General features: G+C 49.8%; 12 protein-coding genes. 6 read left to right on the forward strand and 6 right to left on the reverse strand.

Annotated features, from left to right (window positions below; genetic code table 11):
* Positions 1-100: 100 nt before the first annotated feature.
* Positions 101-733 (reverse strand): carboxypeptidase-like regulatory domain-containing protein, encoded by a 633-nt coding sequence (locus HGH92_RS28900; protein WP_168874284.1) that lies wholly within the window; start codon positions 731-733, stop codon positions 101-103.
* Positions 734-964: 231 nt separating this feature from the next.
* Between HGH92_RS28900 and HGH92_RS28905 the strand changes: the two genes are divergently transcribed.
* The 3 genes from HGH92_RS28905 (at position 965) to HGH92_RS28915 (ending at position 5995) form a co-directional block, all read left to right on the forward strand.
* On the forward strand, positions 965-1507 hold the full coding sequence (locus HGH92_RS28905) for an RNA polymerase sigma-70 factor (RefSeq protein WP_168874285.1): 543 nt from the start codon (positions 965-967) through the stop codon (positions 1505-1507).
* 70 nt (positions 1508-1577) lie between these two features.
* A complete protein-coding gene (locus HGH92_RS28910) occupies positions 1578-2579 on the forward strand; it encodes a FecR domain-containing protein (RefSeq protein ID WP_168874286.1) in 1002 nt (333 codons plus the stop codon).
* Positions 2580-2602: 23 nt separating this feature from the next.
* Positions 2603-5995, forward strand: a complete 3393-nt coding sequence (locus HGH92_RS28915; protein ID WP_168874287.1) for a TonB-dependent receptor — start codon at positions 2603-2605, stop codon at positions 5993-5995.
* Between the two features lie 78 nt (positions 5996-6073).
* Here the strand turns inward: HGH92_RS28915 and HGH92_RS28920 are convergent, their stop codons facing one another.
* Together HGH92_RS28920 and pyrR are read right to left on the reverse strand one after the other, a co-directional pair.
* Entirely contained in the window at positions 6074-7009 is a 936-nt protein-coding gene (locus HGH92_RS28920; protein ID WP_168874288.1) for an aspartate carbamoyltransferase catalytic subunit, read from the reverse strand.
* Positions 7010-7059: 50 nt separating this feature from the next.
* Positions 7060-7590: a bifunctional pyr operon transcriptional regulator/uracil phosphoribosyltransferase PyrR gene (gene pyrR / locus HGH92_RS28925; RefSeq protein ID WP_168874289.1), complete on the reverse strand. Its 531-nt coding sequence runs from the start codon at positions 7588-7590 to the stop codon at positions 7060-7062.
* A gap of 247 nt (positions 7591-7837) precedes the next feature.
* Between pyrR and HGH92_RS28930 the strand changes: the two genes are divergently transcribed.
* A complete protein-coding gene (locus HGH92_RS28930; protein ID WP_247655069.1) occupies positions 7838-8353 on the forward strand; it encodes a peroxiredoxin in 516 nt (171 codons plus the stop codon).
* Between the two features lie 25 nt (positions 8354-8378).
* Here HGH92_RS28930 and HGH92_RS28935 read toward each other — a convergent pair whose 3' ends face one another.
* The 3 genes from HGH92_RS28935 to prfB all read right to left on the reverse strand — a co-directional run bounded on the left by HGH92_RS28935 (position 8379) and on the right by prfB (position 11687).
* Complete coding sequence (locus HGH92_RS28935; RefSeq protein WP_168874290.1) at positions 8379-8768, reverse strand: hypothetical protein; 390 nt, start codon at positions 8766-8768, stop codon at positions 8379-8381.
* An 89-nt stretch (positions 8769-8857) separates the two neighbouring features.
* A complete protein-coding gene (gene pruA, locus HGH92_RS28940) occupies positions 8858-10489 on the reverse strand; it encodes an L-glutamate gamma-semialdehyde dehydrogenase (protein ID WP_168874291.1) in 1632 nt (543 codons plus the stop codon).
* A gap of 102 nt (positions 10490-10591) precedes the next feature.
* Positions 10592-11687 (reverse strand): peptide chain release factor 2 gene (gene prfB / locus HGH92_RS28945; protein ID WP_168874292.1). Its coding sequence is split into 2 segments (ribosomal slippage): positions 10592-11626 and positions 11628-11687, totalling 1095 coding nucleotides; the frame shifts between segments, so codons are not numbered across the junction.
* Positions 11688-11851: 164 nt separating this feature from the next.
* On the opposite strand from prfB, the gene HGH92_RS28950 reads away from it, so the two are divergent.
* Together HGH92_RS28950 and pgi are read left to right on the forward strand one after the other, a co-directional pair.
* Complete coding sequence (locus HGH92_RS28950; RefSeq protein WP_168874293.1) at positions 11852-12658, forward strand: tryptophan-rich sensory protein; 807 nt, start codon at positions 11852-11854, stop codon at positions 12656-12658.
* Between the two features lie 45 nt (positions 12659-12703).
* A complete protein-coding gene (pgi, locus tag HGH92_RS28955; RefSeq protein ID WP_168874294.1) occupies positions 12704-14359 on the forward strand; it encodes a glucose-6-phosphate isomerase in 1656 nt (551 codons plus the stop codon).
* The last annotated feature ends 71 nt before the right edge of the window (positions 14360-14430 follow it).

A 14430-nucleotide genomic window follows, 5' to 3' on the forward strand; every position in this document is an offset into this window, starting at 1 on the left:
ATGGGCATAAAAAAAGGGGGGCCGAAAAAGCTCCCCTGAGATCAAACCAAAATGGGTTTCCATTTTAGGATGCTATTGAATTGTTGGATGCTATACGATTTTATTGTTCCAGCTTGATTTCGCCAAGATCGGTAGCTTTACCATTTTCCACTTTTACATCCTTGATAACTGCGCTTTTGTAAGGCGATTTACCAACGATGGTGATGGTGTAAGTACCAGCTTTGGCAGCCGGAATTGCGAAAGCGCCTTGTGAAACGGCACCTTTCAGTTTTTCACTGCCGTTGTCCGCTTCTACTTCAGCAGCGCCGTCGGCAGGTGTAACTTTACCGCTGATGGAACCGCCATCTACAGTACGGAGAGAATCCATACCTTTTACGGAATCCATACGCAGGGAATCGTTACGGAAGAGTGAGTCCATTCTGGACACAGAATCAACACGGGAGAAGGAATCAACACGGGAGAAAGAATCTACGCGGGCAAAGGAATCAATGCGGGCGACAGAATCAATACCGGCAATAGAATCAATGCTGGCAATGGAATCCAGTCCCATCAGCGAATCCACCCCGATAGACAGGGAATCAAAACGCGCCACTGAGTCAACAGACATCAGTGAGTCCATCTTAACTGAAGCACTATCCAAAGACCTAACAGTCGTTGCATCAGCACTTTTAAACGAAGACATCCCTACTACCATTGCAGCTAAAGCGAGCATTCCTGTGATTGTTTTTTTCATGGCATTCAATTTTTTGTATGGTTAAAATAATGATGACAACCGTATAACCAGTTGATTGTGCATGATTTTTGTATTGTTGCACAGATCCTTTAACCGGCTGTATACTAACAATACATTCGACAATGCACTTACCATTAGTGAAAGAAATGTTAAAGACAAAAAATTCAATAAATACTGAATGCGAAGTGATTAAAATTTATCTTCGCACTGGCGGAAACAAAAGATCAAAGCATGTTGCAACTAAGTAACGACGAAATAGTAAAGGGCATCAGAAGCAGGAATAAAGTGGTGTTTGAAGCTGTCTTCAAACAGTTCGCTCCTTCTATGTATAATATTGCCTTTCGCTATGTAAAAGATGAAGATGATGCCAACGATATGGTGCAGGATGTATTCCTCAATTTGTGGAAAGGTGCGGAAAACCTGGATGAGAGGGCCCCTATTAATCATTACCTCGCCCGCGCCACCGTTAACACCTGTCTGAACCGCATCAAAAAAGAACAACGGAAAGAAGTATATGCAAAGGAGCAGTTACTGACAGCCTCTCCTGCCGAGACGTCCCATTCGAAGCTGGAGCATAAGGAGCTGGAAGCCCAGTACCGGTCGGCCCTCGACAAGCTGCCGGAACAATGTCGCCGCGTGTTTGAGATGAGCCGCCTCAAAGGCCTGTCTCCCGCGGAAATAGCGGAACAACTGAACATCTCCATTAATACTGTATATGCGCACCTGACAACCGCATTAAAAAAACTGCGGGTGGTTTTAATTAATAAGGAATAAAACAACCAGAATTTTTTTTCTTTACCACTAGTGGTAACCCATTTTCCGATTGTATAGTTAATAAGTAGCCATGAATAAGAAAACTGATATAGATATAGTGATCCGTTACCTGGAAGATCCGGACAACGAGCAGCATAAACAGCAGCTCAATGACTGGATTCAACAGGACACCGCTAATCTGGATATTTTTCTGGATATGAAAGCGATGTGGCAGGGAGATCCTCTTCCGGCAGCATCCGCCTTCGACACCCAGAACCAGTGGCTACAACTAAATGCAACCCTGGAAACCCTGCCATCCGCCACCATCAGCGCTCCTGCCGCTACCACAGCCTCCCGCAATACCCGCGTCTTTCAGATGAAAGCCCGCTACTGGTGGGCAGCTGCGGCCGTGCTCGCGATTGGCCTTACCTGGACCTGGCTGGGACCCGGCAGCTATAAAACCATTACCACCGCTCAAAACCTCGATAGCCTCCACCTTCCGGACGGCTCTATGGTATATATTAATGCACACAGCACCGTACGTTACTCCCGCACTTTTGGTAAAGACAACCGTCATATCAAAATAGACAAGGGCGAAGCCTTCTTTGACGTCGTGAAAAATGATGCCCTCCCCTTCACTGTAGACGCCCCCGATGTGGAAGTTGAAGTGCTGGGCACCGCTTTCAACGTGAAAGCAGCCAAAGCCGGCGTAAAAGTATTTGTTCAGTCCGGGAAAGTAAGTGCCGCCTATAAAAGCAATGGCTCCGGGAAAAAAGTGATCCTGACCCCAGGCCAGGAAGCCTCCCTTGCCCGCCACGGCAACACGATCGATACCCGTTTTTATAAGAAAAACAATAACATTCTCGCCTGGAAAACAAGATGCCTGACCTTCGATGACGCTCCGCTCAACGAAGTAGCAGCCGCCTTGTCCGATTTCTATAACGTACAGGTAAATATCAGCAACCAGCAACTGAATGACAAAAAACTGCTGGCCACCTTCCCCAATATGCCGCTGGAGGAAGTACTGGACATCATGCGGAAAACACTTCAAATCAACATCACCTATAAAGACAATCTGGTAGAAATCTACTAACCGGCGCCCGACCCTCTTTGCTTATGCAGCATGCTATGCTACAGGCGCCGCGCTCTCATACCAGGTCCAGGTGCGTGCCTGTTTTCTTTTTTTGCTTTGTTATCCTGGTATTTGCCGGCTCCCTGGCTGCCGCTCAAACCCCTGATGCCCAACCCAAGCGAATTTCCCTGCAATATGTGAACGTCAGCCTGAAAACTGTTATCCGGGACATCGAAAAACAAACCCGTTACACTTTCGCTATTTCCACCGACGAACTTGAAACCCGCAAAGGCGTCAGCATCCATGTGCACCATGCTGCGTTGCCAGACGTGCTGCGGCAACTGTTCCCCGTTTCCCGTTATAAAGTGGAAATCAGGGACGGACAAATCATCGTCATACCGCAAAATGCCGCACTTACTGATGTCTCCGGCGATACCAACAACCGGCCCGCCAATAACAACCGGTGGCAGGTGACAGGCACCGTCACTGACGGACTGGTACCTCTCAGCGGCGTATCGCTGCGGGAACAAGGCACCTCCAACGGCACTGCCACCAACGAAAACGGCAATTTCAAACTGGACCTCGCCTCGGGGCAGGCAGTGCTCACTGTGTCGCTGATAGGCTTTGAATCCAAAGAGATCGCCGTCCGCGACCGGCACAATTTCTCCGTCACCCTGCAGCCCGACCTGAAGAAACTCAATGAACTGGTGGTGCTCGGATATGGCCTGCAGAAGCGGGCCAACATCACCGGGGCCATTGCCCAGATAGACGGCGCCCGGCTCAAAAGCAGGCCCGTACCCAATGTGATGGCCGCGCTGCAAGGCACCGCCACAGGCCTGGTGGTCACCCGAAGCAACGGACAGCCCGGCAAAGAAGGCTTTAATATACAGGTACGCGGCGTCAACTCCGGTAATAACAACACACCTGTCATCGTTGACGGCGTGCCCGGCTCCCTCGCCGTGCTCAATCCGGACGATATTGAATCCGTTTCCATCCTCAAAGACGCCTCTGCCGCTTCCATCTATGGCGCACGCGGCGCCGGCGGCGTGGTACTGGTCACTACCCGCACCGGCAAGCCCGGCAAACTGGCGATCGATTTTAATACGCTCGCAGGCTTCGAAACGCCCATCCGGATACCACACCGGCTGCCCTCGGCCCAACAGGCCCGCATGGAAAATGAAGCTACCGTCAACGCCGGCGGCATAGCGCCATGGCAACAGGGAGAAATAGACCTGATGCAAAAAGGCAATTATTACGCAGATGACTATACGAAACCGGGATACTATCGTTATTATTACAACTTCGACCAGCTATCGCTGCTCTCCAAAAAGAAAACCGGTATACAGAATTACAACGTTTCTGTTAAAGGTGGCGACTCGTTGAACCAGTTCTCCGCCTCCTTCGGATACTTCGGCCGGCAGGGACTATTTGTGGAAGGGCCGGACAGGACACACCGCGTCAACGCCCGCTTTAACATCAACAATCGCTTCAGCAAACATATCAGCCTCGAAACACGCCTGTCTTACGCGCAAACCAACACGTTCTCCCCTTCGCAGCCGGCAGAAGGCCCGCAAGGCTTGCTGGCAGGGCTTTACAGAGGCCCGGGCAACGTCCCTGTTTTTGTACCAGGCACGCAGCACTACGCCTTTGGCGCCGCGCCTATCTATGCCATGTTGCATGATGGTGGCACCCGCGAGGAAAAAAACAACTACATCGATGCCGTCTTTACGCTGCGGACCGACAGTCTCCTTGCCAAAGGGCTCTCGCTCCGGCTCGTGTACAGTCCGCAACAACACACCCTGTATGATAACCTCGGCCGGAACAGCATCCAGCTATGGAACAAGCTGTCGCCGGTAGAAACCGTGCAGGAACACAGCCTGCTGCAAAAGAGCAAGCTACAGGGCAAGGGAGGCAACCTCCAGCTGCTGGCGGATTACGACATCAAAGCCAACAAACACAATGTTCATATACTTGGCGGCTATACGCAGGAAACATATAACACCGATCAAAATACCGCAGCGTCTTATGATCTTTCGCCGGACAATGTTAACAGTTATTATTTTAATGGCCCGCCGCAATACACCATGACCCAGTTTACCAATGGCACGCTCATGTCGTTGTTTGGCAAGATCAACTATAATTATGACAACCGTTATCTGCTGGAAGCCAATTTGATTGGCGGCCGCCTGTCGCAGCGCAGCAGCGCTTTTCCGGCGATGAAACAATGGCAGGCCTTCCCTTCGTTTTCTGCCGGATGGCGGCTGAATAACGAAGAATGGTTTTACCGTGCCTTTCATTTCTTCAATGAATTTAAACTGCGCTGGTCTTGGGGAAGATTGGGAAATGTCAACAGCTGGAACAGCATTGACAATGATGAAAGGCTCAGCACTTTTACTTTTGGTTACAATAATCCCTTCTCTCCTTTTGTCTACAAAAATCCTATTCCCCAGGCATCAGGATGGGAAAATATTTCCACTTACAACTACGGTTGGGACGCTACCCTTTTCCGCGGCAGGCTCACGCTCTCTGCAGATTATTTTGTGAAACATAACCGCGACATGCGCATACCGGTACAGCTGCCCTCTACTGCCGGCGCATGGCCGCTTCGCTTCAATACCGGAGAAATGAGGTCATGGGGCTGGGAAGTGAACGCCGGCTGGCGAAGCAGCCATGGGCCTTTCACCTGGTACCTCAACGCCAACCTGTTCAACAACCAGACGAAAGTGCTGCGCAACGATGGCGTAACTCCACAAGCAGGCTGGAATGTAGGCATCGCCGGTTACCCCTATGCATCGTTGTTTGGTTATATCTCAGATGGTTATTTCCAGACAAAGGCGGAAGTTCAGCAACACGCCTTCCAAAGCGCCAATACCGGCCCCGGTGATATCAAATACCGGGATGTCAACGGGGACCATCAAATTGACGGCCGTGACCTTGTATACCTGGGCAGCACAGATCCGCAGCTGGCCTATGGCATTGATGCAGGCTTCTCCTGGAAAGGCCTTGAATTCTCGATTTTCTTCCAGGGTGTCAGCGACCGTAAGGTAATGCCTGATCCCCGCTATAATATTCCTTTTGTCAATGGCGGGCAGCAGCCGTGGGACATCAACCAGGACTACTGGACACCAGACCGTCCAAATGCACTGTTCCCCCGCCTCTATCTGCACGATGAACAGAATACCGCTCCTTCCAGCCATTGGGTGATGAATGGCGCTTATATCCGTTTGAAAAACCTGCAGCTGGGCTATAACCTGCCCGCCGCCTGGTTAAAACGCATTCCTGTTAAAAACCTGCGTCTTTACTTCTCCGGACAGGACCTCTGGGAAAGCACAAAGATGAAGATCCGTTACTATGACCCGGAACAGGCAGGTGGCTATATCGGTAACGCCTATCCGTTTTTCAGGTCATATACGATTGGATTGAATGCCTCCTTTTAATGGGGACCGACATAAAAATAAACAGGCCGTCTCTTCAGCGAGAGACGGCCTGTTTATTTTCAGTCAATATAGTTCGTGTTATACCAGTTCTTGTTTTTTGCCTGCCAGCAGGTACAGGGCGGCCATTCTCACAGCCACGCCGTTTTCCACCTGGTCGAGGATGATGGACTGACCGGAATCTGCCACATCGGAATCCAGTTCCACGCCGCGGTTGATCGGGCCGGGGTGCATGATCAGGATTTCCTTGTTGAGACTGTCCAGCAGCTGGCGATTAACACCGTAGGCCAGTGAATATTCGCGGAGGGAAGAGAACAGCGGCGTGTTCTGTCTTTCCAGCTGAATACGGAGCACATTGGCCACATCGCACCATTGCAGCGCTTCGCGGATATTGTAGCTCACGTTCACGCCGAGGGCGGCAGCCATATGTTTGGGAATGAGTGTAGGCGGACCTACCACGGTCACTTCAGCACCGAGTTTTTTCAGGCAGTAAATATTGGACAGCGCCACGCGGGAGTGCATAATATCGCCGCAGATGGCGACCTTCTTACCTTCCACCGTACCGAGCTTTTCCCGAATGGAAAAAGCGTCCAGCAGCGCCTGTGTGGGATGTTCGTTGATACCGTCGCCGGCATTCAGGATGGGCACCTGGATATGGCGCGACAGGAAATGCGGCGCACCGCTGGCCGAATGGCGCATCACCACCACGTCCACTTTCATGGACAGGATGTTGTTGACCGTATCGATCAGCGTCTCTCCTTTTGACACCGAGGAACCGGAAGCGGAGAAATTGATAGTATCTGCGCCCAGCCTCTTTTCCGCCAGTTCAAAAGAAATGCGGGTACGGGTTGAGTTCTCAAAAAATAAATTAACGATGGTAGTATCGCGCAGCGTGGGAACTTTTTTAATCGGCCTTTGTAAAACCTCCTTAAACTGGTCGGCGGTTTGAAAAATAAGTTCTATATCCTGGCGCTGCAGATCGCGAATTCCGAGTAAGTGTTTTACAGAAAGTGACATTAATGTGCAAATATAAAGGGTGAAATCTGAATTGAAAAATCCGGTTTATGTTAATCAACCAGAATAACTTCATCTTTCCCATCTCTTTGCTCCCATAATACCCTTACTTTCTGAGAAATAAGAGCATCGATGGTGCGCCCGGTATAATCGGGCTGAATGGGCAGCTGACGGCTGAAACGGCGGTCTATCAACGCCAGAAGTTCTACCGAAGCCGGCCTGCCGAAGTCGAGCATGGCATCCAGTGCCGAACGGATGGTCCGGCCTGTATACAACACGTCGTCTATCAGCACCACCTTTTTATTTTCTATGGAGAAATTAATGTTGGTCTCGCTGGGCACATGCAAAGTTTTGCCTTTGTTGTAATCGTCCCTGTAAAATGTAATATCCAGTTTGCCGTAATGGATAATGGTGCCGGGCAACAGCTTCTTCAGTGTTTCATAAATCCTGTCCCCAAGATAGATGCCGCGTGGCTGCAACCCTATCAGTACCGTGTTTTCAAACTGCAAATGATTCTCGATCAGCTGATGGCAAAGTCTGTCTATCGTAATAGCCAGCTGTTTACCGTTTAGTATGGTTTTCAAAACAATACGCTTTTAAGTGCCAAAAATACGGATTAATGCCACACATAAAAAGATGAAAATCATAAAGCAGCTGGATAAATATCACTGACTTTCATTTTTCAGTAGGGATAATTCGATTATATAGCAGGAAATTAATATTTAACAGTGTAGTCTTTGGTATTAACTTTCACTTCTAAAACAACAGCGGGAAATTAGTTGCGCTAATTTCCCGCTATCTGTCGTACTTTAGTCGTACCAAAATATTGGTATGAAAACACTCAAGTTAATCATTGCTATGGCCGCCTTCCTTCAATTCTGGGGTTCTTCTTCCCAGGCCCAAATCAAAGTCGGGGACAAAATCCCGGCTTTCAGCCTGCAGGACCAAAACGGGAAAACCTTCGACGTCAGCACCGTACTGGGCAAGCAGCCGCTTGTCATCTACTTCTATCCGAAAGATGAAACCAGTGTGTGTACCAAAGAGGCTTGTTCTTTCCGGGATTCCTATCAGGATTTCCAGCATTACGGCGCCATGGTGATCGGTATCAGCTCCGACAATGTGGCTTCCCACAGAAGTTTTGCCACCCATCATAATCTCCCCTTCACTTTACTCAGTGATCCTAAAAATGAAGTACGCAAACTGTTTGGTGTGCCTAAAACCTTTGTCATTCCCGGGCGTGTGACTTACGTGGTAGATAAAAAGGGTATTGTGGTGCATGAATTCAACAGCCTGCGCGACGGGGAAAAACATGTGACAGAATCACTGGAGGCGTTGCGTAAGATGTAATTATTGACCTCCGATGAGGCCCCGGTCAAAGCTTGCGCAAATCGCGAAACGAGGCTATTTCCTCTTTCAGCTGGAACAATTGTATGCTCCAGATCAGCCCCTGTACAAGCGTATAGGCCGTGAGTGCAAGGAAAACAGACAGTTGGCTGACGTTGCCCAGTTTATCGGCCATCAGTAATATTCTAACCAGGAAAACGGCGGCAAGGCCAAGGAATATAAGCACCTTGGTGCCTTTCTTCTTCAGTTGCCGGGTGAAATAACCATCATAAGCCTGACTGGCTTCCCGTGCTGCTTCCTGCGGCACATAGCCACCGGCGATCAGTCGCTGTTCCAGATCGGCCACCCGCCATTGTTTATGATGTTCCGAGAAATACTGTTGTACGATAGTGCTGCCTGCTTCTTTTCCTGTCTCCATGTCTTGTCATTAATTTCAGTTACAAAATAAGTAAAAGGCGATGAATAAATATTCATCGCCTTTTTGTTTATCATGAACATTTGATGTCCTTATGCTTCTTTCAGGAACGGGTACCGGTAGTCGGTAGCCGGAACGAAAGTTTCCTTGATGCTTCTGGCGCTTAACCAACGGTAGAGGTTCAGCATAGAACCGGCTTTGTCGTTGGTACCGGAAGCGCGGGCGCCGCCGAAAGGCTGCTGGCCTACTACGGCACCGGTAGGTTTGTCGTTGATGTAGAAATTACCGGCGCTGTTCACCAGTTTCCTGGTAGCCAGTTCCACTGCATAACGGTCCTGCGCGATGATAGCGCCGGTGAGCGCGTACTCGGAGGTGCTGTCTACGGTGCGGATAATGTCTTCGAACTTCTCGCCGTCGTACACGTGGATCGTTAATACGGGGCCGAAGATTTCTTCGCACATGGTCACGTAGTTAGGATCGGTGGTTTCGATGACGGTAGGCTCGATGAAGTAACCTTCCGTTTTGTTGTAGTTGCCGCCGGCAATGATTTTAGCCTTCGGATCATTTTTCGCGTTGTCGATGTAGGTAGCGATCTTATCGAAAGAACGTTCATCTATCACCGCGTTGATGAAGTTGCTGAAGTCTTCTGTGGTGCCCATTTTCATGGTTTTCAGTTCAGCAACCAGTTTGGATTTTATCTGGTCAGCAAGATTGTTTGGTATGTATGCGCGGGAGGCGGCAGAACATTTCTGGCCCTGGTATTCGAAGGCGCCGCGGGCGAGTGCGGTCACGGCGGTGTCCACATCGGCTGATTTATGGATCAGGACGAAGTCTTTACCACCGGTTTCACCTACGATACGCGGATAAGTTTTGTATTTGTGGATGTTTTCACCGATTGTTTTCCACATGGTCTGGAATACGCCGGTGGAGCCGGTGAAGTGGATACCGGCGAAATGCGGGTCTGCGAAGCAGATATCGCCGATCAGCGGGCCGCCGGCGTATACGAGGTTGATAACGCCTTCAGGCAGACCGGCTTCGATCATGATTTTCATGAATACGCTGGCGGCGAACACCTGTGTGTTCGCGGGTTTCCATACCACTACGTTACCGCACATGGCAGCAGAAGTAGGCAGGTTACCGGCGATAGCGCTGAAGTTAAAAGGCGTAACGGCCAGTACGAAACCTTCGAGCGGGCGGTATTCCACGCGGTTGTGTGTCAGCGGGGCGCTCACCGGTTGCTGACGGTATATTTCACTCAGGAAGTGTACGTTGTAGCGGAGGAAGTCGATCAGTTCGCAGGCGCTGTCGATCTCAGCCTGATAGGCATTTTTACTTTGGCCCAGCATGGTGGCCGCGTTCATGTGGTAGCGGTATTTGGTGGCGATCAGGTCGGCAGCGCGCAGGAAGATGCCGGCACGTGTTTCCCAGTCCATGTTTGCCCATTTCTCGCGAGCTTCCAGTGCGGCAGTGATAGCTGCTTTTACGTGAGAAGCATCGCCCTGGTGAAAATGACCCAACTTGTGCTTGATTTCATGCGGCGGGCGCAGGTCTACCGTATTACCGGTACGAACTTCCTTGCCACCGATATACATCGGAATATCTGCCACTTCAGCTTTAAATGCCGCCAATTGCTTTTTCAGCGCAGCTCTTTCCGGGGAACCGGGCGCATAACTCAACACGGGCTCGTTAGCAGGTGCTGCGTATTGAAAATATCCTGTATTCATTTCCTCAGATTTTGTTGGTGTATCTATTAACAAAAAAAGTTTCCGCTGCAAATTTACGGTCAAATTTGCAGCAGAAACCTATTAATTATTTACCTATAATTATCAATTATTGTCCTCTTCCTTCTGCATCATCAGGTAAGCCTTGATAAATCCGTTCAGCTCACCGTCCATCACAGGGCCTACGTTACCTACTTCATAGTCGGTGCGGTGGTCCTTGATCATTTTGTAAGGATGGAACACATAGGAACGTATCTGGGAACCCCATTCGATCTTACGCTTATTGGCGTTGGCAGCGTTTTTCAGCTCCTCGCGTTTTCTGAGTTCCTCTTCGTACAGGCGTGATTTCAGCATGGTGAGCGCTTTTTCGCGGTTCTCACCCTGTGTACGTGCCTGTTGGCATTCGATAATAATGCCGGAAGGGACGTGTTTCAGACGCACGGCTGTTTCCACCTTGTTTACGTTCTGTCCGCCTTTACCACCGGAACGGTAGAATTCCCATTCCAGGTCGGCAGGATTGACCGCGATCTCGATCGTGTCGTTCACTAACGGGTACACATATACGGAAGCAAAAGAGGTATGCCTGCGGGCGTTGGAGTCGAAAGGGGAAATACGTACCAGCCGGTGTACACCGCTTTCCGCTTTCAGGTGCCCATAGGCGAAATCGCCGTCGAACTCCAGGGTAGCTGATTTGATACCGGCGCCATCTCCGTACTGCGTGTCAATTTCCGAAACTTTCCATCCCTGTTTTTCGCCATACATGCGGTACATACGCAGCAGCATTTCAGCCCAGTCCTGGCTTTCGGTGCCGCCGGCTCCCGAGTTAATGGTCAATACCGCCGGCATCTCATCTTCCGGCTGGTTCAGGGTGGATTTGAATTCAAGGTCTTCCAAAGCGGTCAATGCAGTGTTGTAGGCCTGCTCCACCTCTTCTTCCGTAGCCTCTCCTTCTTTAAAGAAATCATTGAGCACGCTGGAGTCTTCGATAGAAGTCTGTACGTTATCGTAGAGGTCAACCCAATATTTGTTTACCTTGATTTCCTTCAGGATTGAGGTAGCTCTGGCGTTATCATCCCAGAATCCGGGGGCCAGGCTCAGTTGTTTGTCATTTTCTATTTTAGCTATTCGGTCAGGGACGTTAAAGAAAACCTCCCAGGACATAAAGACGGTCCCTCATAGCTTTAAGTTGCTCTGCTGTCATAGCGGGCAAATGTATATAAAAATGTGCAATTCTGCTAATATCATCTCAATTCGATTATAGGCTGCTGCGATCCTTTAACATAGCTTTAGCATAATTTTTGCAGCTGGAGCGGGAATCCACATCGGTAATATTTTAAAATAATATTAAAAAAAGTTCCTATTGCAATGATGGCCTCCCATGAAACCCTTCACTATAAAAACAAGTCGATATTCAATACCCTTGCTTTTTTGCTGATGATAGCCACCAATGCGCTGGCATGGCTCCTGCCTATCAACGGCAAACAAACCGGGGAGATATCCGATGAATACCCCCACATCTTCACGCCACCGGGTTTCACTTTTTCCATTTGGAGCCTTATCTACCTGTCGTTACTTTGTTTTGTGATCTATCAGCTATGGCTGGCTTTCTCGGGCAAACGTCCGGACGTACTGGCCCGTGTAATGGGCGCCGTCAAGGAGTGGTTCCTCATCAGCTGCGTGGTAAACGCCACCTGGCTGTTTGCCTGGCATTATGAACTGATCCCTGTCACCGTCGGACTCATACTGATTTTACTCGCTTCGCTTTTTATCATTCATGTGAACATCGGCATTGGCCGCACTACGGCCAGCATGCCTGAAAAGCTGTTCATCCATGTGCCTTTCAGTATTTACCTGGGATGGATCAGCATTGCCACCCTCGCCAATATCACGACCCTGCTGGTATATGCGGGATGGACCGGCAGCGTCACCTTCCAGGTATGGTGGACCATCAGCATGATTGCCGTGGGCACACTGATCAGCATACTGATGGTGTTGCGGCGTAACAATATCCTGCACGCACTGGTGGCAGTATGGGCGTTCTACGGCATCCTGGTCAAACGAAGAGAAGCCGGTGTGACAGAACAACAACCGGTTATTCATTGTTGTGTGATTGCCATTGGTATTATCGCGATCGCTATTTCCTGGCATTTGTACAGGAAACCACGATCATAAAAAGTAAAATATTATTTTTGAGGCGCAATTAACTAAAGCTATTATATGTTTCCATCTACCAGTCCAGTGGCCACCAAAGCGTGGCAGGCATTATCAAAACATGCCGATGAAATGAAAAAGGTACAAATGCGTGCCTTGTTTATGGAAGACCAGGAACGTTTTAAAACGTTTTCGCTTCAACTGGAAGACACCCTGTTCGACTATTCCAAGAACCTGATCACTGAAGATACCCGCAGCCTGCTGCTTTCACTGGCAGATGAGTGCGGGGTGAACACCGCTATCAAGGCCATGTTCGGCGCCGAAAAGATCAACGTTACGGAGAACCGTGCCGTGCTGCATACCGCACTGCGCAACTTCTCCGGCAAACCAGTTATGCTCGACGGCCGTGACGTGATGCCAGACGTACTGGGCGTGCTCAACAAAATGGACCACATCTGCCGGCAGATACATTCCGGTGAGTGGAAAGGATACACGGGAAAGCCTATACGTTATATCGTTAACATCGGCATCGGCGGCTCCGACCTCGGCCCGGTGATGGTGACAGAAGCACTGAAACCTTACTGGAAGCCAGGCATACAGCCTCACTTTGTGTCTAACGTGGACGGCACCCATATCGTGGAAACACTGAAACAAGTGACTCCCGAGGAAACGCTTTTCCTCATTGCGTCCAAAACGTTCACCACACAGGAAACCATGACCAACGCGCACACTGCGCGCAACTGGTTCCTCGAACATGCCAAAGACGAAAAATTTGTTGCCAAACATTTTGTGGCGTTATCTACCAACGAGAAAGCCGTGACTGCCTTCGGCATCGATCCCAACAACATGTTTGAGTTCTGGGATTGGGTAGGCGGCCGTTATTCCCTGTGGTCCGCTATTGGTTTGTCCATTGCGCTGACCATCGGTTATGAGCATTTCATTGAACTGCTCAATGGCGCACATGCGGCGGACAACCACTTCACACAAACACCTTTGGACCGTAACATACCGGCTATCATGGCGCTGGTTGGCCTTTGGAACGGCAACTTCCTTGGTGCGGCCACGGAAGCCATCCTGCCTTACGACCAGTACATGCACCGCTTCGCTGCCTACTTCCAGCAGGGCAATATGGAAAGCAACGGCAAACATGTGGACCGCAACGGTCAACCCGTGCAGTATGAAACCGGCCCGATCGTTTGGGGTGAACCCGGTACCAACGGCCAACATGCGTTCTATCAGCTGATACACCAGGGTACCCGGCTTATTCCATGCGATTTTATCGCACCGGCCATCAGCCACAATCCTATCGGCGACCATCACGTAAAACTGCTGTCTAACTTCTTCGCACAAACGGAGGCGCTCATGAACGGCAAAACGGAAGCGGAAGTGCGGGCGGAACTGCAACAGGCCAATACATCAGCAGAAGAGATCAAACGGGTACTGCCCTATAAGGTATTCACCGGCAACCGTCCGTCCAACTCTTTCCTGCTGAAGGAAATCACGCCGCGTTCCCTCGGTATGCTGATCGCTTTCTACGAACACAAGATTTTCGTGCAGGGTGTTATCTGGAATATCTACAGCTTCGATCAGTGGGGTGTGGAACTGGGTAAACAACTGGCCGGCAAAATTCTTCCGGAGCTGCAAAACGACGACTATGTGTCTAACCATGACGCCAGTACGAACGGACTGATCAATGCGTTCAAAGCCATGAGAAAACAGTAATACAAGGCTATACATAAAAGAGAATCGCCCACTGAACATTCAGTGGGCGATTCTTTTATAACTTAATACGA

The sequence above is a fragment of the Chitinophaga varians genome (genome assembly GCF_012641275.1).
In the GTDB taxonomy this organism is placed as follows: domain Bacteria; phylum Bacteroidota; class Bacteroidia; order Chitinophagales; family Chitinophagaceae; genus Chitinophaga; species Chitinophaga varians_A.

Excerpts from the sequence above, each read along its gene's own strand:
- HGH92_RS28930 (WP_247655069.1), top strand. The coding sequence starts at position 7,838 with ATGAAAACACTCAAGTTAATCATTGCTATGGCCGCCTTCCTTCAATTC.
- HGH92_RS28910 (WP_168874286.1), top strand. The coding sequence starts at position 1,578 with ATGAATAAGAAAACTGATATAGATATAGTGATCCGTTACCTGGAAGAT.
- HGH92_RS28905 (WP_168874285.1), top strand. The coding sequence starts at position 965 with ATGTTGCAACTAAGTAACGACGAAATAGTAAAGGGCATCAGAAGCAGG.
- HGH92_RS28900 (WP_168874284.1), bottom strand. The coding sequence starts at position 733 with ATGAAAAAAACAATCACAGGAATGCTCGCTTTAGCTGCAATGGTAGTA.
- HGH92_RS28915 (WP_168874287.1), top strand. The coding sequence starts at position 2,603 with ATGCAGCATGCTATGCTACAGGCGCCGCGCTCTCATACCAGGTCCAGG.
- pruA (WP_168874291.1), bottom strand. The coding sequence starts at position 10,489 with ATGAATACAGGATATTTTCAATACGCAGCACCTGCTAACGAGCCCGTG.
- pgi (WP_168874294.1), top strand. The coding sequence starts at position 12,704 with ATGTTTCCATCTACCAGTCCAGTGGCCACCAAAGCGTGGCAGGCATTA.
- HGH92_RS28935 (WP_168874290.1), bottom strand. The coding sequence starts at position 8,768 with ATGGAGACAGGAAAAGAAGCAGGCAGCACTATCGTACAACAGTATTTC.
- HGH92_RS28950 (WP_168874293.1), top strand. The coding sequence starts at position 11,852 with ATGATGGCCTCCCATGAAACCCTTCACTATAAAAACAAGTCGATATTC.
- HGH92_RS28920 (WP_168874288.1), bottom strand. The coding sequence starts at position 7,009 with ATGTCACTTTCTGTAAAACACTTACTCGGAATTCGCGATCTGCAGCGC.